The organism is Chelativorans multitrophicus, assembly GCF_011317445.1.
GTDB classification, from domain to species: Bacteria; Pseudomonadota; Alphaproteobacteria; order Rhizobiales; family Rhizobiaceae; genus Chelativorans; species Chelativorans multitrophicus.
The window spans coordinates 52,653-69,892 of record NZ_JAAAPL010000007.1 but is presented as its reverse complement, the minus strand read 5'-3'; the positions used below and the strand labels follow the sequence as shown (position 1 = coordinate 69,892).

Genomic DNA, 17,240 nt, shown 5'->3' with positions numbered 1-17,240 from the left:
TCAAGGACGAGCGGTCCCCCCAAAATGCTATCGCATTTCGGTTCCCCCACTCGCCGGCTCCGCCGGTCGCTTCGCGCTCCCTGACACGCGCTTCGTGCGCTCGTGGCCTCGTTGACGTCATCAAAATGGAGACGATCAACATGACCACTATGGATCAAATCATCGAATTGCGCGCCGAGCTTCGCCACTGCTATTTCACGAAGAAAGAACGTGCCGCTGCCAAAGCCGAGCTGGCTGCTCTGATTGCAAAGGCTCAGGCCGAGGACGAGCATTTCGCGCGCTATATCGACATCTTTCTCGCGGAACTCGAATAAGAAAGAAGAGGAAGGGCGCTTTGCGCCCTTCCTCACGATGTTTCGATAAATCGGCTTGACTGTCAGGATAACGCGCGGAACTCAGGAACTGCTGCGACCGCGACGAATACCGCGAGATCAAGGCGGCCCTCGACGAAGCCCTGGCCGAATACGAAGCCTGGCTCGACGAGGTCGGGCGCGACGAGGTGCCTCCTTCATAGGAGGCACCTTTCCTCGCCTCATGCGAGGCGGACCGATCGACCGGGCCGCCTTCCGTTCACGCGGCGCGGCCCCGACCGACCGGTATCTTCGACAACACATAGCCTCAGCGCAGTTTGTCGCAGCAGCCTGTGGGCTGCCGAGAGCGCTTGACCGGTCTCGTCATAGAGATCGAGACGCCGGCGGGTGGAGCGTCCGACGCGGCCCCGGTCACGCACCACTGCCGACCAGCCGAAGAGGTCGGCTCGATCGCGACACGATAATGGCGCGCCATTTTGCGCGCCGGGTCGACACGGTTGAGCAGGATGGGATCGGCATCAGGGTCGAGCATTCCATCTTGTCCATTACGCCTGTCCGTGCGTTTCAAGGACTTCCATGAATCGGATATGCTGCGATCGATTCATGCCAGTGATATTTCGGCGGAGGCGGGCGGTGGCAAGGATGTGCGTCACACCTCGTGGCCGGATGCCGGGCCTCCGTGTCGAGCGAATGCAAAAGCGCCTGCGGCGCGCCGACCCTGTGATCCGTCGACGAAACGGGCCGACGCTCCCCTTCAGCCTGGGCCGTATAGCGACTTTACCAGAGGTGTTGGCTGGTCAGCAGGAGACAGTCGCGATCGGCCTGCCCCGCGGCAATCGCAATGTCACGCGCAGCATGGCGCTTCACGAAACGCCCCTTGCTTGTCAGGAAGCCTTGCTGGTCGGGGGTCGGCAGTGCGCCAGTCGCCCTATGAACGCCGGCATACAGATCCTCGTGTCGTGCCGGTGCAGGCAGCGACAACACGAACTCATCCAACTGCACGGCAACCGCGACGATGCGCTCGCCTGATGCCTGACGTCTGAAAAACATCTCGATTTCCCGTCACCGCCAGTATGGACGCAATTGGCGCCCCGATCAAGGAGCGTGGAGGGTGGCGATAGCCCGCTCACCCTCTCGCCAAGACTGCCTTCTCCAGGATGAATGCGATTGTCCTGCCGGATCTGCACGGGCGGCAATCGCGCCGCAGCACGACCCTTGGTAGGCTTGGCGCGTCAGCCGTTCAGCGCATCCTTCAACGCCTTGGCCGGTGTGAAGGTCAGTTTCGTCGAAGCTGCGATCCTGATCGTTGCGCCGGTCGAGGGATTGCGGCCTTCGCGCGCCGCGGTCTTTTTCGGTTTGAACTTGCCGAAGGCGGGGATGGAAGTCTCAGCGCCAGCTGCCGCGGCGCCGGCAATCTCCTTGAATACGCTTTCGACGATTGTCTTGGCCTGCGCCTTGGTCAAACCGTGGGCGCCGGCTATCTTGTCGGCGATCTCATTGGCACTGGTCATAAAAATGCTCCTCATTTTCCGCCCATCCTTGTGTGACCACGAAACTGCCAAGACGCAAGAGGCGGTAACCGACGCCTCATGGCAAATCCAGGGAATCGTTCGTTGATCCGGCCGAACATGGTGCCGGTGTCCGTTGACGCGTCGAACGCCATTTTCACCGGGACGTTGCCAGAATGAATCCGGGCTTACACGTGCGCGATGGCACATCACTTTGCATGTTGGATCGACACCGAAGACTTGAATGCAAGGTGCTGCAAGCCCAGTTTGCACGGATGCCGCGCTCGTAGCTCAACTGGATAGAGCATCAGACTTCGAATCTGAGGGTTGCAGGTTCAAACCCCTGCCGAGCGCACCAACTGCTTCTGCGACGGAGAGCAAGGAGAGCCCTCGCAGTTGCCGTGAACGACATGCCTTACGCGGCTCACCGTCAGCATGGAATTGGCATAGCGGCAAACAGGAGAAGGACACTGCATATCGCGAAAAGGCCGACAGCGAAAAAGAATTTCGGCCATCGCTTTGGCGGACGTTCCTAATTGTACCGTGCCACGGAGACCTCTATTTGTTCTTCGGTTGCCTCAGCGAGCAGCGCAAGATCTTTCATCGATCGCTATCTCAGGACCTTCGGTAACCGCCGCTTCCAGCGTTGGCCCGCAGGATACTCCTGTCGGTTCTTTCTTGCCCATCGACGCGACTTGCGCCATCTTACGCGTGGCGGACGCATGCTGTCCTCTCCGAGCGGCTCCGATCTCTCCGCTGGTATGTCCGGACGTTTCGCCACCGATGTATTGGCGTCTGGCTGCCTTCGCGGCTTTTGGCGGACTGGTGTGCTCGTTGTCGGCTTTGGCATGCTATCGATCAAACTTGCCCTTGCAGGCATATCGACGGCGTCGGCCAACTTGTCCTGCAGGATTCTTGGTGCATGCGCGGCGGGCGCGCTCAGGTGACGGGCCGGGGTGGCGCCGGTAGGCGTCGGCAACGGCAAATCCGCCCCGACCTCACGAAACACGCTTGGATCGGGCCATATGGATGATTTGGCCGCGGCGGTGGTGCTCTTCCTGCCGCGCCGCTTGATTTCAACGATGAACGGTCGCAGCGGTTTCATAATGGTCTTTTCCAGCAGAATTATAGTCTTGGTTGGTCGTGTTGACACAGATTGGTTAGCCGGTCCCGAGCGACCATGCCATCCAGAAGGTCTTTAGAAGCCTAAGGGATGTTTGGATTTTTCTTATGGATCGACTGTTTAAATATTCGGTCAGGTGAAAAGGTTGCTCTCCGCAACCCCCTAATATAACGACCTCCGAAAGCGCAAGAGTCCAGCGACAAGAAAAAGCCCGCCGCGGGAGGAGGTGCGGCGGGCTCTATTCAAAATGCGGCGCGCCGCGGAGGTGCACCACATTCAGCGTCGGCCGCTCGGGAGGAGGTGCACAATCGACAAGGCAGGCTAGCACAGGAGAGCGATATTGCAATGCACAATTCCTATGTGCGTACGCGAATTGCATCCTCCCGCGAGCAAAGTGACATTTCTGGATCAGAGCTGGATAGACCAGCCGGCTGCAACTCTGCGAGCAGGATTCCCGCACAGCGGTGGACCTTAGAGATGGATAAACCGGCCGCCGGGCGCAACCTGCTGTAGGATGTCGAACTCGTCCCGATTGGCGGTGAGAACGGGCAGTCCGGCCTTTGCGGCTGTCAGATAGATCAGTGCGTCGTTAAGACATTCCTTGCGCTGATGTTTCTGAAAATTCTGGGTGCGCGCGAGCGTTCCGGCAATCATGCCGGCGTCCAACCAAACCTGATGATCAGGCGTCAGCAGACGGCTGTCTGGGACCATGTCGAAGAGAGCGGCATAGTGATCGCGGACGGCGTGCCATGCTGAGTTCGACGGTTCGAGATTGGCGACGCCGGTGGCGAGCTCCGCCAGGCATACGGAACAGTGAAACAGAAGCGCGCGCTCGACCAGCAGGCGTACAGGCGGCGGCAAGGTGCCGGCCGCCGACATGATGTAGATATTGGTGTCCGGCACGAGCATCGGTCGACCGGCCAACCCGACGTCCGCCACGCCGACAAGTTTGTCCTTCGGTCGCGGCTTGAACTGCGCTCGGTGCTTGTCGGGTTTGTAGCGCCGCAGCGCAGCGCGCAGATCAGAATTCAAGCGTATGGCTCGTCCCGAGCTTGCCATGCGTGCGCTTGAAGAACGCCGCAACGGGATCGGGCTGGGCGAGCGTGGCCAGAGCGAGCAGACCGAGATCGGTCGGGGTGTCCACGCCACTCTCGCGTTTTGCCGCTTCGATAAGCGCCCTTGGCGCCCGAAACGACAGGTGCTCGGTCTTCTCGCCGTCGAGGAGGCCGGCCCGCCTGGCATCCTCGAGGACGGCTGCCGCTCCGAGCGTTCCTGCGACTTTTCTCGTGCGTGGGGCGGGCCTGTCGGTCCGCACCTTGGCTGCGCCTGCGATCGGCATATGGTGCTCCTGCGATTCCTTGTGTGCAAGGTAGTAGCTTTTGTCACACAAGGCAATGGCGGAGGCCACTCTTCCCGGTCGCGACAGGATCGTCAGTGGCGGGATCACGCTACCATTTCTCCTTGAACCAAATCGACCGGCCGCTATTATCTTCGACGATATTGAAGGAAGGATGCGACGATGAAGTTCGACCCTTTTATGGACCTTGCCCCGCTCTCGGTGCGCCAGCTGATGGGGGACTGGCGTGCAGGTCGGATCGATGCCATGACGCTCGAGAAGCGCGAGCAAGAACTCAGGAAATGCGATCCAGCCGCGCGGACCTTTTTTGATCGATTGGGTGCATGGGACTCACTGCCCAATTCGCGGTTCAACGCTGTTCACTAGGATGTTCGATACGTTTGCCGACTGGACGAGCGCAGTCGGCAAACGGGGAGTATGTCCCCGCACTCATCTTCAAGGCTGAAAACGGTCGGTACGTTTCAGTGGTACGTCGGGTGGGCCAAGGCGCCGAACATTTCCGGCCGCGGCGGTGTAAGTCTCATGATCGGGGGATCATCGTCACCATAACATCATGCAGGGCGGCGACAGTGGAGGCCGGGAGTTCCCACAACCAACGTGCCGCGCTTGCCCGAAGCTTGGCCTCCTGCGGCGTATCGCCGAACAGGTGCGGTGCGGCCTCGTAGATCAGGTCCACGGGCGAGACATCGAGGATCTCGCACAGGTGAATCAGACGGGTGACGTTCATTTTGGAGATGGCTTTTTCGTAGCGGCCAAAAACCTGCGTGGACAATCCGATCATCGTGGCGAGTTGCTCGCGGGTCAGCTTGCGCTCAGAGCGCTTTGCCCGCAATGCCCGGCCGAGTGAAGTTTCCATCTCTCCGAATGTCGGCACACCGTTGAAGCCGGGTTTGCGCAGTATCGGCCTGTGGATTTCCGTATCGCGGGTTTCGACAAGACCGCGCCTGGCAATCCACGCGGCATCGCTCCGTTTCTTCTTCGCCATGCGTCAGCCTCCCCGATGCAGGAGGTCGCCGCTGGTGATCGCGCGCAGGTTCATGTCGGTCGGACTCTTGACCAGAAGTTCTGCGGTGAGCTGCCTGACGTCGCGCGGCGGCGTGCAGGCCGACCAGACGCGCAGGCGATAGAGCCCGGGCTGAAGGTCGGCACCCATCACCAGCGAGATGTTTTTTTGCTCTCGGGCGGGCATGGGGATGTCGCCGCGTTCGGAGCCGATCGCGCGGTCTTCCAGCCAGACAGAGGCGATGCAGGCGACGGAAATATACGCGTTGGAGCCCGTTGTCGCCTGGTACTCGACACCGATCTGGGTGCGCCCGGGCTCGGTCACCTTCAGCCAGCCCTGCAGCTCGACAGCGGCCACACCGGTGTAGCGGACGCCGCTTCGAGACAATTCATTGAGCGGGATGGCGCCGCCGCCATAGACGAAGCTGCCGACGCTGTCGGCCGGTATGTCCGAGAGCGCATTCGGCCGCTCGGGCGCGGCGCGGGCGATTGCAACGGCGCCTGGCCTGAAGGGCTGCGGGTCGGGAACGCCGGGCGGCGGCGGAATGTCGGTGTTGGTTTCTCTGGCGGGCGCGGGTGGTATGGTGGCGGCGCCGGCCGCGACTGGCCCAGTCTTCAGTCCCTCTTCTTCGAGGCGTTCAAGGATGCGGTCGAGCTTCTGCTCGATACGCTCGAGACGCTGCTCGACGGTTTCGGGGGTCCCATCGTGCGCGACAACGGGCGTCACCCCAGGCCAGAAGCTTGCGATCGCAAGGGCGGCCGCGCTGGCCATGAAGGTCTTGCCCTGTGATGTCATCTTTTTGGGTCTCCTGTCGGCATCGTGCCAAAACTGTCGGCCGGCGCCGGCTCGACCTCGATATTCTCGAGCGACCGGCCCGGCGCGATCACGCGCGGCGTCGTCTCCTCCCGGGCCGGTAACGTCGAGGCCGATCCGGGCCGCGGCGGCTGCTCTTCATCCTGTTCCATTCCGGTGCCGCGCGCATCGTCGCCTTCATCGACATGGCCGGGATCGCCGGCCGGTCCGCCGGACCCCTGTGTGGCCTGTCCGGCCGGCGGTATGGCGCCCGGCCCGGCAAGATCCTGCGCCAGGCGCGCGATGAGAAAGATCATCGCGACGGCAGCGGCGATCGCGGCGTAACGAAAGATCGGATCGCGCCAGAGCAGGGCAGGGACGAGTTTTGCCCAGCGCACGAGCACCGCCCCGATATCTGCAAGAGATGTGCCGGCGGTCACCGGCCTGCTCCCGCCGCTTTTGTCCGATCGGTTTCCGCGGCTTCTATGTCGGAGACGTCGATGCGCATGATGGCGTCGCGGCCGGCACTTCCGACGCCTTTCGTTGCCAACCGCATGGCCTGGGCCTCGCGCGTGCGCTCCCACAGCGTGCGCACGGCGCGCCCATTGCCGAAGGAACTTTTGTCCGGAGCTTTTTGGTCCCAAAGCTCTTGGTCCGACGAGTTTTGCTCGGCGATCTGATTCCAGGTCGCGTCGCCGCCATATTCGGCCTCCATGCGCACGCAGGCGAGTTCGGCGGCTTCGCTGGCCGCCGCATCGAGAACAAAACCGTCGCGTTTGGCCAGGTCGCGGAAAATGGCAAGAAGCTCGGCGGGCGCATAGTCCTCGAACAGGATGGTGCGAGTGAAACGCGATCGAAGGCCGGGGTTCGAATCGAGAAAGCGGCGCATCTCGCCGGTGTAACCGGCAACAATGACGCAAAGACGGTCGCGGTGGTCCTCCATGAGCTTGAGCATAGTGTCGACCGCCTCGCGGCCAAAGTCATTGCCGGCATGCTGTGGGGCCAGCGCATAAGCCTCGTCGATGAAGAGCACGCCGTCGAGGGCTGCCTCGATAGCTTTGCGCGTTTTGATCGCGGTCTGGCCGATATAGCCGGCGACGAGCTGGCTTCGGTCGACCTCGACGACATGACCGGATTTGAGTAGGCCGAGGGTGCGAAACATCTCGCCCATGAGGCGGGCGGCCGTGGTCTTGCCGGTGCCGGGGTTGCCGAGGAAGACCAGATGCAGGCTGGGAGGCGTGGTCGCGATGCCGTACCGGCGGCGTTCCTGTTCCGCCTGCAGCACCGCGACCAGTTTCCTGACCTCTGCCTTGACCGAATGCCAGCCGGTCATGGCGTCGAGTTCCGCAAGGATTTCTTCAAGCGGCCGATCTTTTGCGACGCGGATCGGTAGAACGGGGACTTCGTCACCCGCTCCTTGAGCGCCTCCATTTTCCATCCGGATTTTGCGGGACATCGGAACGCCGTGCGTTGCCGCGCGTGCCAGCCGCCAGGCCATGATGGCAACTGCGATGACAAGAATAATACCGGCATAGGTTTCGGCGACGGCAAGGATGACGATCAGCGCAACGAGGCCGAGGAGGATTTCTGCAAGGCCGATCCTGCGCATCGCGCTGTCCGATCACGTAATCGTCGCATGCGGCGCGAAACGATTGTCTGCGACCTTTGCGACCATCTCCGGTCTGCGGAAATAGATAGCGCGTCCGCAGCGCAGCGGCTTTCTGCCTTGCACAAAGACGAACTGCTCGTCGGCCCGAGCGTCGGCCAGGATTTCGGAGACGGTTGCCAGACGCCGGCCGCGCTCCGAACGTTGCTCCGAGGCGCCGGTCGAGGCGGTGCCGATCTCGAGCGGCTTCGCGCTCTTGCCCCGGTTCTTCGTCTCGCTGTTCAAGACGACACCATGCTCGCCGAGCGCCTCGGAGACGGCACGGGCCTGTTCGAGCGAGCCGATCGCGGCATAGGAGCGCCAGGAAGCGCTTTCGAACCAGGCGCTTTTGCCGCCGTCGCCCCATTGTTCTTTCAATTGGCCCTCGGACTGGTAGAGCATGACCAGCGTAATGCCGTATTTGCGACCGGCGTCGCGCGCCCTGGCAAGCGAATTCATGTAGCCGAGGCGGGCGACTTCATCGAGCAGGAAGACGACACGGCCGCCGGGCAAACGGCCGTCGGCCTCGTAGACGGCATTGAGCAGCGATCCGACGACGACGCGGGCAAGCGCCGGTGTCGATTCCAGCACCTTCATGGGCAAGTTGATGAAAAGATCGAGATCGCCGGCGACAAGATCCGCTGTCTTAAAGCTATTGCCGGAAACGAGTTTTGCGTAGGCAGGATTGGCCAGCCATTCGGTCTGTTCGCTCATATTGCCGTAGACACCGGAAAACGTTTCGGCAACCAGATCCATCAGCTGGCCGGCGAGATGGCGGGCACGGTGCGAAGACGAATGTTCGTGGATGCGCGCCAGCTCGTCCCGCATCGCCTTTTCCGGAAAGGCAAGCCGTTCGGCCAGCGTGACGAGGTTGCGCTTGTCGTCCGGCAACTCACCATCGAAGACGATGTCGGACAAAAGCGCCTCGACGATCGCCTTGCCGCGGCCCTCGAAGAAGGCTTTTCCCGAGGTGGCGTGCGGCGCATCGCGGGTTGCGGAAACCTTCTCGCCGCAGATCCAGTCGACGACGGAGCGGATGTCACCGTCGATCAGCGGCGACTCCTTGTCCAGCCAGCCGAGCGCATTGAAGCTGCCGGTCCCCTTCATCGGATCGATCGAGATAACGCGCCGACCCATGCCCGTGCGCGCGCCAGTCAGCATCGGCGCCAGCTCCGATGACGGATCGAGGGTGACGATCGGGCCGCGATAGGTAAGCAAAGTCGGCACGCAGACCGACACAGTCTTGTAGGCGCCGGAGCCGGCAAAGACGAGACCGTGCGTGCCGCCCCAGGAAAGATCAAAGGTGAGCAACGGCGCCTTGCCGCCCTTGCCCCATGTCTTGCGATCATGTGGATCGAACTTTTGGCTGCGCCTTGCCGGTGCATCATGATCGACGCGATAGGCCTCGCCGATGACGACACCCCCGAGGTTTTTTGCATCCGAGGACCTGTTCGCATTGGAGAAAAGGTTTTGCGCTTCGCGGATCTCCATCCAGTCGGCGTGGCCAAAAATGTCCGAGGCGGCGCGCTCAACCGGTCTTATTCCCGGGCCGCGCAGCGACTTGCCCATCAGCATTCTTACGCCGGCGATGGTCGCGAGAAAGCCCACGACGCCGGCATAGAAGACGGACATGTCCGCGGTGCGCAAAATGTCGGACCAGGCGTAGGCAGGCCTATAAGAAAGCAATCGTATCGCCTCGGGCCAGACACTGAGAAACGTGGCAGCGGCCATGCCGAACACGCCGGCGATCGCCGTGAGCGGCAACACCATTCCTGATCGCCGCAACATCAACGCGATCGTCATAGTCGCGGCGGGACCGATCAAAGCAACCGAAGGCCAAGCCGCGTAGCCAAGCCGGTACGTGACCGATGCTGGTGACAGGCCGCTCTGGTACCAGCCGATCAGCGCGTCACCCCAGAGCGCGTAAGCATAACGCCAGGCGGGATACCAGATGTCGAGCGGCAGGATGGCGATCGATGCCTTGATGGCAATGCGGAACGAATTGTAGGAAAGTCGACCGAGCATCTTTTGTCCCACCGCGCGCCTGTCGCTACGAGCCCGGTGACTTGCCAGACGGTCTGCCACCGGTTGACTTTTTGGCCAGGCCATCCCCGTCAAGGACATCGCCAGAGCGAAGGCGTGTCACCGAGCCGCCGTGTTCCGCCGTTAGCGCGGCCACCGCGATGTGATCGACAAAACCCTCCCAGTGCTGCAGGAGCTTGTTCCAGCGCAGACCTGCGGCGCGCAAGCGTGTAGCAAACGAGGTTGGCAACGGCGCAGGGAAGGTGACGGTCAGCGGTTCCCTTGCAGCGTCGTCGGCTTTGGTCTGCTCATCAAGCGCTGCTTTACCGGCCTTCGCCCATTCTGCAACTTTTGCCTTGTCGCCCGCTAAACCAGCCAGTGACAGCAGCGCGCCATAAAGAGATGTCTCTTCGAGGTCTAGCAGGCCGGCTCTTTCGATGAGCGTGCCGGCCTCGATCAGGCGGCGCGTTCGCTGCTTGCGCTCGTCGGCCTTCAGCTTTGCTTCCTGCTCGGCGAGTTTTGCCCGTTGCTGTTCCAGGCGGCTCATGCGTTCGGCAAGCGAGGTGCGGGCCATTGGCGGATGTCTCCGTTTCCGTCTTCCCAAGCCCGTGTGGAGTTTGCCAGCCGGGAAGGGCGCCTTCAAACCCTGAATCGCTCGGCTGGTGCGGTCGACCGGCCTTTGGGCCTGACGCGCGCTGTCTTCAATTTGCCATGGCTGCCGCCCCCTGTCTAGATACCATGTGACGGATATGTGCAGACGCAATATGCATTCTTCGAATGCTTGCTTGCGCTTGGGTTTCAGATGCGGCATTCTGTCGGCATGGCCATCGCCTTTGCCCGTGCCCGCTACATTTCCCGTGCCGACGGCGGCAGCGCCGTACGCTCAGCCGCCTATAGCGGCCGTGAGGCGATCCGGGCCGAACGCACCGGCGAGGTGTTCTATTTCAAGCACCGCGAAGCCCCGGAGCATCACGAGGTGCTGCTGCCGGAAGGAGCACCTGCCGAGCTGTCGTCGAGCGACACGCTGTGGAATGCAGCAGAGGCCATGGAGAAGCGCAAGGACGCGCAACTCGCCCGCGAGATCGTGCTGGCGCTGCCGGCGAATACCGAGCTCGGTCATGACGATCGCGTCGAACTGGCACGGTCGTTCGCGATCGAGCATTTTGTCTCCAAAGGCCTGGCGGTGCAGCTGGACGTGCATTCACCGCACGGGGCGGAGAGCGAAGGGGAGCGGGCCAATTATCATGCGCATTTGCTGATCACGACGCGACGTTTGGGAGAGGATGGTTTTGCGGCGAAGAAGGCGCGCGATCTCGATCCCGTCATCAAGCGTGGCGGGGGGCGAGCCATCGTGGCGGAAGGCGAAGCCTGGGGCCAATTGTGGCGAGATCACCAGAACCGGTATTTTGCCGAACAGGGCCTTTCGATCCGGGTCGACGCGACGAGCGCGGTGCCGCAGGAACATATTGGGCCGATCCGCATGCGGGTGCCAGAGGCTGAGGCGAATGTGCGTGCCGAGCAGATCCGCAAGGCGAACGAACAGGCGGCGCGCGATCCCGAGCACGTGCTTGGCGTGCTGACGCGCAACCAGGCGAGTTTTTCCGAGTATGATCTCGATCGGCATTTGAAAAAGCATATTCGCGACGAGGGCGAGCGGTCAGAGGTGAAGGCCAAGGTGCTCGGCCGAGGCGATGTGCTGGCATTGCATGACCGGGATACAGGAGACGGTGTCGGGCGCTGGACGACGCGGGCTGTGCGGGATCAGGAGGTTTTGGCTCTTGCCGATGGTCGGCAAGTGGTCGGTGGATCACACCGAAATCTGGGGGATGTCGCCAGGCAGCGCGTAACGGCCGCGCGCGCGTTGCGGGCGGACCAGCTTGCGGCGTTCGATCATGCGACGGGTTCGGGCGGGCTGAAAATCATCGAAGGACGTGCGGGCACGGGAAAAAGTTTTGTCCTTGGTTCGATCCGTGAGGCGCATGAGGCGGCGGGCTATCGTGTTATCGGCCTGGCGCCGACCAATGCCGTGGCGCAGGCGATGAAAGACGAGGGCTTTGGCCCAGGCCTGGGCCGTACGGATTTTGGCTCTTCCGGTTTTGGCCGTGCGGGGCTTAGTCGAAGCTCAACCGTTCATGCGGAGCTGTTTCGGTTGAAGAACGGACGCGTGCAGTGGGATCGGCGCACTCTTGTTGTCGTTGATGAGGCGGCGATGATGGACGCCAAGGTTACGGGCGAGGTGCTGCGCGAGGCCCGACTGTATGGCGCCAAGGTCATCCTGGCCGGCGACGACCGGCAGCTTGGTTCGATCGAACGCGGCGGGTTATTCACCGAGTTAAAGAAAGAGCATGGCTCGGCGGAGATCACGCAGGTTACGCGCCAGAAGGTGGATTGGCAGCGCGCGGCGGCCCGCGATCTGTCAGATGGACGCTTCGAGGACGCCCTTCGATCGTTTGCTCGTAACAAGGCGATAGTCTGGACTTCAAAGCAAGAAGAGTTGCGGGGCAAGCTGGTCGAGCAGTGGGCCAAGGATTCGCACGATCATCCTTCATCGTCGCGCTTTGTGTTCGCCTACACCAACAAGGATGTCGATGTCCTGAACAAGGATCTGCGAGCGGTGCGCAAGGAGCGAGGCGAACTCGGCGAGGACTTTGTGTTCACCACCAAACATGGGGAGGCGCCCTTCGCGGTCGGTGACCGGGTGCAGTTCACCGACACGGCAAAGGGAGCCGGCATCTATAACGGCAATGCCGGCGTCATTGACAGAATCGACAGGAACTTTGGCCGGATCGGTGTGACGCTCGATGCTGCAGCGGGTCGGGAAGGAAGAAAAGTTGAGTGGTACGCGTCGGAGTTTTCAGGGTTTAGGCACGGCTATGCCGGCACAATCTACAAGGGGCAGGGCAAGACGCTTGACCATACCTATCTCCTGCACACGCATCATTGGCGTGCAGCCTCAAGCTATGTCGCGCTGACCAGGCAGCGCGAGAGCGCTACGATTTTTGTAGCAACCGAGACGGCGCGCGATCTCAGGCAACTTGCGCGGCAGATCGGACGCAACGAGATCAAGTCGGCTTCGGTGGCCTACGCGACCCATGATGAACTCAGCGCGGAGCAGAAGGTGAGGCTGGGCGAGTTGCGAGCCGCGGAAGCGGGTGCTGTGGCGGAGAAGGGCCGTGAAGGGGAGGGACGGCGCCAGGCGACCGGTCCGGTCGCGAACGAGGAGTGGGCGCGCGCAGAGTCTGGTCAGAATCGACGGAGGTCGGAGATGGAAACGGGCGTTATAGCGAAGGGAAGCGGCGGACGGAGCGACGGGAGGGGTGGGGCAAGCGCAGTGGAGCAGCCGGCGGCGAGAAAGGACGAGCCAGACGCGAAAGCCACACGGCAGCGCTCGGCCCCGGAGGAGCTCATCGTTTCGGATGACGCCGGCCGTCGGCAACCTACCGGGACTAGTGGAGACGAAAAGCCTGCGAGCAGCACTGGGGATCGAGCAAGCGATGAGAGGCGGGTGCTCATCCCTGCGTTCCAAGCCGTCGGTCTAGACGGCATTCGTCGCGACAGTCTTGGGCGAGCATTGGACGACGCCGGCATTGCTGCTGCCATCGGTCGGGACGCAGATGTGCAGCGTGAGCGCCAGGCCCTCTCGATTTACCTCGAGGCAGCCTACCGTGATCCGAAGTCGGCGGAACGGCGTCTCGACGACATCATCGCACGCGACGGACCAACGAGCGCTGCACAGCGTATCTCGGCCGACTTCAGCCTGCTTGGTGAGCTTCGCGGCCGAGAAGGGTTTTTCGCCGGCGCCAAGGCGCGCGAAGAGCGCGGAGCGGCCGAACGAGGTGCCGCCGCGATAGGACCGAATGTCGTGCGTACCGCAGAGTTCGAACATCGTTCCGTGCAGACTTATCGTTACGATGTCGAACGTCAGATGAGGGCCGACGCGGTCGAGGTGAGGGATGTGTCGGAGGAGGCGAAAGCGATGCTGGCGAAAGTTGCCCAGGCCAAGGACAATCAGGAGCGGGCCGAGGTATTCAAGACGGTTTCGTTTGATCCAGCGGTCAACGAAGAGATCTCAGCGCTCAAGAAATCGGTCGAGTCCCGATTCGGCGACGAAGGCGCAAGAGAGCTTGCACGAGGATCAATTGCGAATCGGCAGGTCACGCATCCTTCCGTTTCGCAGTCCGATCAGGACGGACTGGATGCCGTGATGAAGGTGTACTCGAGCGTCCGGCATGGTGAGTTTGTCGCGAGGCAGACCGAGAGCGAGCAGATCCTGGAACGGGAATCAATGAGAGCCACGCTCAAGCCTTGAATGGCCGACCTTCAGGCTAACGAGCGGGCGCGTCATGATCCGGCCGAAGCGCAGAAATCCTTGGCAACTTTCCTGGGCAGCTTCCTCACGGTCAGCTCCTGAGTATCACCGCGAAGGCTCCGGGCCGCGAAGAAAAGCTAAAGAAACACGAAACAGGACAGTATCGTCGTATCCCTTCGGCGAAACTTTCAATTACCCACATCGTTGGCATGCGCTGTTGCCTCGTTTGAGTCTGCCGTGATTCTGTCCGTGACGCCGAATCACGGGGCGTCATGGATGCGAAGCAGATCCAGGAGCAGCGAAGCCGCTTGGCAGGAGGAAGAACTTTCTGCGGCCGGTCTTCATGATAATAAGCGCCTTGCCCGTCGACTGCGACGGTTGCTGGATCAGATGTAAGCTGCGCCGGGCAAGGCCGATCCCCGCAGGTTGCGGCGACTGGGCAGCGACCTAGGCCGCCTACCGGTTCTTTGACAACCTAGGTGACCGAACATAGTATTCTCGCCTGTCATTTCGCCGCCACTGCGGCGCGCGAAGGCCCAATCCTTATCCTGCAGGACACGACCGAATACACAATCGAACGTGTCGGTGATCCGTTGCGCGTCTACCTCGCCGAAGAAGTGAACTTCTCCATCCCGACGGGAATCGGCAATCGCGATGGCGTGCCTCAGCTTCGTGACATCGATTCCGATAAATGCTTCTTTTTATAATCTGCCACGGCTCGTCCTCCTGTGATGAGGATCGGCTCGGCCCGCCCGAGCAACCCTCGGACGCGCAGTGTAGGGCGAGCCACCTCACCGACAGATGCGGACATATGGTCTTACGAACTCCGGCCGCTTTGGAAGTGACGGGCAGCGCGAGCAGCCGACAGATCATCGAACATTTCCTAATGCCGTCCGCTGCAGAGCTTCCGCGTTCAATCATGAAAGTTTACAGCCGACCTGAGACTGCATCCGTTGCCTGAGTAGCTCCGAAAAATTATCCTTGTTCGGGCAGAACTCTCGATAGCGATCCTCGAAATCGAAGGCCTCTAGATGGCTGTGACATCTGCGGCGATGGGGACATGTGATGCAGGTTCGGTACATGAAGCGGCCATACGCGAACTCCAGCGTATGAAAGCTGTTAGGATCGATTCCAACTGAACGCATCGCCAGCGTGAGGAGATCCTGCGCGGCACAGGGCAGGTGCATGGCGTTGTCAAATTCGCTGGGCGACATGCCGAGGGCGTTCAACCTGCCTGTGCATTCCTCCATGCCAAGCGCCCAGAAATCCCTTCTCGCTGCCTTGCTCCGCCTGCGGTCTTTGAAAATGGCGATTGCGGACCGGCACGCACCGAGGGTGTTTTTGATCAGGTTGCTGCTCATGTGACGCGCCCTCCCGGTTTCTCAAACGAACGGACTTCCATATTGATAATAAGGTGCTGAAACGGCTCGTTCTTTGCGCTAGCGCAAAGTTCTCAAGCACGGAGAGCGCCGGTGCGGCGTCCGATAGGCGATCCTGACCTGATAGGCTGGCAATGCCCGCTCCCGCCTCGATAGTACTCTGATGAAAAGATCGGAGACGGATAACGACCGGCAGGCTGAGGCCGGAACCGCCGCTGGCGCGCGCGTGTGTCATCGCAGCGCCAGAACCGCTCAAAAGACCGCTCTTCCGAGACGGCGGGAAAGGCCCGGACCGATGTCGGAGCAGCGAAGCAGTGCCCGATCCTTCGTTTTACGTGTCTCAACCACCAAGGTGCTGCAGGGCCATAACGGGGGGTGTTGTCGAAGATTGCAAACAGAACCTAACGGATTCTCGCTTTGTCCGCGATGACCGGGGGCGAAGCGATCGGAGAAAAGTATGCTATTGTACTGTCTGAACGCGCTGTGGGTTGCGATGTCTCGGGACCGGGCGTCGATATAGACCGCCTGCGGCACAAGGTCGGTTTGGTTTTCCGCATCCTCGGTCGAGAAGAACATTGCTATCGGGCAGATCAAGTTGCAGGCGCGAGGCTGGAGTGCGCAAGCTGTTGGAATGGGTCAATCTGACCTATCGAGCCGGAATATTACCCTGATCAGCTCTAGCAGCGGGTTGGCATTGTCCACGCCTCGCAATGCGGCCTGAGGCCACTGTTGGACGAAATCAGCTCAGGGATGCACATTGAATTGGTAGCCGAGGAGCCGAAACGTTTCGAGATTGTGGCGGCAGTACCTAGTACGTGGCAACTCCGCGGCTAACAAACTGTCGAGCAACTTGGCAGGCTTTGGAGGTCGAAAGCTGACGTGATCGGGCCAGAACACAGCGACACGATCTAAGAGGCTAACAATAATCGTGAGCCGCGGTGTCGCGTGCAGGTGACAAGTTGCAGCGAGTAGGTTATGCATTTCTCCGTCGGCGAGGTTAAATGGCCTCAACTGGTTGCGGGAGAGAGCAGCGCACGGCTGCCGCCGAAGGGGAATACGCCCAAAATCTCTCAGGCAAAAGAACCGTAAGCAGGGCGACACTCTGGAAAGACGGGGCCTGTCAAAGATCCCGCGCCGAAGGTGTAAGTGCTATCGGAGCCCTATCCGGCAGCGCGAGTCTCTCAGGCTTCAGACAGAGGGGCACGGAATGGCTGCACGGTGCGGCCGGCTTCGTGCTTTTCTGGAGAAGTTATGGCAGGCGAAGAAACGAACCACTCAGTACTGCAAGATCTGCATCAGCAGTCAGGGGTCTGTTTCGTCGCCTTTATCGGCTGGCCCGTGCCGCTCACTTGTCCGGCGAGCGTTGATCTCCACAGCGCCTGCCCATTCGATTCGATGGCGCCGCCATCGCATTTTTGTCAATTCAATGACAATGCCAGTCGTCTTAATGACATGGCTGTCATCCGCCTTCGTGCCGATCACTTCATGCTGGTGTCCGATCCGGGTTGTGCGGCACAGGACGAGGCACATCTGAGCAAGCTTGCCAAAGGGCTTGACCTTAGCGTCAGTCCGCTCGATCGGGTTCTCATCGCCATTCGGGGCGCAGAGGCAGGAACTAAGATCAGTCTGCCGGAAGAAGGCAACGTCATACCCCTTCAGGGTGGTCTCATTAGGACGTGGTTGGACTCAGTCCTTCTCTCCCAACGTCGCCATGACAATAGTGATCGCTTCTTCTTCTGGCAGATCGATCATCGGCAGTTTGACCTTAAGTATTAAAAGCTAAGCAACTTT

The 17,240-nt window shown here is 61.1% G+C and carries 16 protein-coding genes, 1 tRNA gene, 1 pseudogene and 1 riboswitch; of the genes and pseudogenes, 5 read left to right on the top strand and 13 right to left on the bottom strand.

Annotated features, from left to right (window positions below):
• The first annotated feature begins 140 nt into the window (after positions 1–140).
• Positions 141–314 (top strand): hypothetical protein, encoded by a 174-nt coding sequence (locus GNP00_RS21450; RefSeq protein WP_166016283.1) that lies wholly within the window; start codon positions 141–143, stop codon positions 312–314.
• Between the two features lie 304 nt (positions 315–618).
• On the opposite strand, the gene GNP00_RS21445 is transcribed toward GNP00_RS21450, so the two are convergent.
• The 3 genes from GNP00_RS21445 to GNP00_RS21435 form a co-directional block, all read right to left on the bottom strand.
• Complete coding sequence (locus tag GNP00_RS21445; protein WP_041544167.1) at positions 619–843, bottom strand: hypothetical protein; 225 nt, start codon at positions 841–843, stop codon at positions 619–621.
• Between the two features lie 245 nt (positions 844–1,088).
• A complete protein-coding gene (locus GNP00_RS21440; RefSeq protein WP_011578690.1) occupies positions 1,089–1,361 on the bottom strand; it encodes a Y16D family protein in 273 nt (90 codons plus the stop codon).
• 182 nt (positions 1,362–1,543) lie between these two features.
• Entirely contained in the window at positions 1,544–1,822 is a 279-nt protein-coding gene (locus GNP00_RS21435) for an HU family DNA-binding protein (RefSeq protein ID WP_011578691.1), read from the bottom strand.
• Between the two features lie 277 nt (positions 1,823–2,099).
• Between GNP00_RS21435 and GNP00_RS21430 the strand changes: the two genes are divergently transcribed.
• A tRNA-Arg gene (locus GNP00_RS21430) sits at positions 2,100–2,177 on the top strand.
• 1,236 nt (positions 2,178–3,413) lie between these two features.
• On the opposite strand, the gene GNP00_RS21425 is transcribed toward GNP00_RS21430, so the two are convergent.
• On the bottom strand, positions 3,414–3,974 hold the full coding sequence (locus GNP00_RS21425; protein ID WP_011578693.1) for a type II toxin-antitoxin system VapC family toxin: 561 nt from the start codon (positions 3,972–3,974) through the stop codon (positions 3,414–3,416).
• The gene (locus GNP00_RS21420) at positions 3,964–4,389 is read right to left on the bottom strand and encodes a macro domain-containing protein (RefSeq protein ID WP_011578694.1); all 426 of its coding nucleotides are present in this window, start codon (positions 4,387–4,389) and stop codon (positions 3,964–3,966) included. Before GNP00_RS21420 ends, GNP00_RS21425 begins: the two co-directional genes overlap by 11 nt.
• A gap of 72 nt (positions 4,390–4,461) precedes the next feature.
• Between GNP00_RS21420 and GNP00_RS21415 the strand changes: the two genes are divergently transcribed.
• A complete protein-coding gene (locus GNP00_RS21415; RefSeq protein ID WP_041544170.1) occupies positions 4,462–4,665 on the top strand; it encodes a hypothetical protein in 204 nt (67 codons plus the stop codon).
• Positions 4,666–4,819: 154 nt separating this feature from the next.
• Here the strand turns inward: GNP00_RS21415 and GNP00_RS21410 are convergent, their stop codons facing one another.
• The 6 genes from GNP00_RS21410 to GNP00_RS21385 are packed head-to-tail and all read right to left on the bottom strand — an operon-like array spanning position 4,820 to position 10,335.
• Positions 4,820–5,284 carry a helix-turn-helix domain-containing protein gene (locus tag GNP00_RS21410; protein WP_011578695.1) on the bottom strand — a complete coding sequence of 155 codons (465 nt, stop codon included), beginning with the start codon at positions 5,282–5,284 and terminating at the stop codon, positions 4,820–4,822.
• 3 nt (positions 5,285–5,287) lie between these two features.
• Positions 5,288–6,097, bottom strand: a complete 810-nt coding sequence (locus GNP00_RS21405) for a hypothetical protein (protein WP_011578696.1) — start codon at positions 6,095–6,097, stop codon at positions 5,288–5,290.
• A complete protein-coding gene (locus GNP00_RS21400) occupies positions 6,094–6,534 on the bottom strand; it encodes a hypothetical protein (protein WP_011578697.1) in 441 nt (146 codons plus the stop codon). The genes GNP00_RS21405 and GNP00_RS21400 overlap by 4 nt, the downstream gene beginning before the upstream one ends.
• Positions 6,531–7,703, bottom strand: coding sequence for an AAA family ATPase (locus GNP00_RS21395; RefSeq protein WP_011578698.1), 1,173 nt, complete (start codon positions 7,701–7,703; stop codon positions 6,531–6,533). Before GNP00_RS21395 ends, GNP00_RS21400 begins: the two co-directional genes overlap by 4 nt.
• A 12-nt stretch (positions 7,704–7,715) precedes the next feature.
• Positions 7,716–9,764: a conjugal transfer protein TraG gene (locus GNP00_RS21390; protein ID WP_011578699.1), complete on the bottom strand. Its 2,049-nt coding sequence runs from the start codon at positions 9,762–9,764 to the stop codon at positions 7,716–7,718.
• Positions 9,765–9,789: 25 nt separating this feature from the next.
• Positions 9,790–10,335 (bottom strand): conjugal transfer protein TraD, encoded by a 546-nt coding sequence (locus GNP00_RS21385; RefSeq protein ID WP_011578700.1) that lies wholly within the window; start codon positions 10,333–10,335, stop codon positions 9,790–9,792.
• Positions 10,336–10,563: 228 nt separating this feature from the next.
• On the opposite strand from GNP00_RS21385, the gene GNP00_RS21380 reads away from it, so the two are divergent.
• A complete protein-coding gene (locus tag GNP00_RS21380) occupies positions 10,564–14,070 on the top strand; it encodes an AAA family ATPase (RefSeq protein ID WP_011578701.1) in 3,507 nt (1,168 codons plus the stop codon).
• A 596-nt stretch (positions 14,071–14,666) separates the two neighbouring features.
• Here the strand turns inward: GNP00_RS21380 and GNP00_RS23955 are convergent.
• Together GNP00_RS23955 and GNP00_RS21370 are read right to left on the bottom strand one after the other, a co-directional pair.
• Positions 14,667–14,881 (bottom strand): annotated as a pseudogene (locus tag GNP00_RS23955) (IS110 family transposase); the annotation flags it as partial.
• Between the two features lie 106 nt (positions 14,882–14,987).
• On the bottom strand, positions 14,988–15,431 hold the full coding sequence (locus GNP00_RS21370; RefSeq protein WP_011578702.1) for a hypothetical protein: 444 nt from the start codon (positions 15,429–15,431) through the stop codon (positions 14,988–14,990).
• A gap of 1,026 nt (positions 15,432–16,457) precedes the next feature.
• A riboswitch (glycine riboswitch) is annotated at positions 16,458–16,545 on the top strand.
• A 155-nt stretch (positions 16,546–16,700) separates the two neighbouring features.
• Between GNP00_RS21370 and GNP00_RS21365 the strand changes: the two genes are divergently transcribed.
• Complete coding sequence (locus GNP00_RS21365; protein WP_011578703.1) at positions 16,701–17,225, top strand: aminomethyltransferase family protein; 525 nt, start codon at positions 16,701–16,703, stop codon at positions 17,223–17,225.
• The last annotated feature ends 15 nt before the right edge of the window (positions 17,226–17,240 follow it).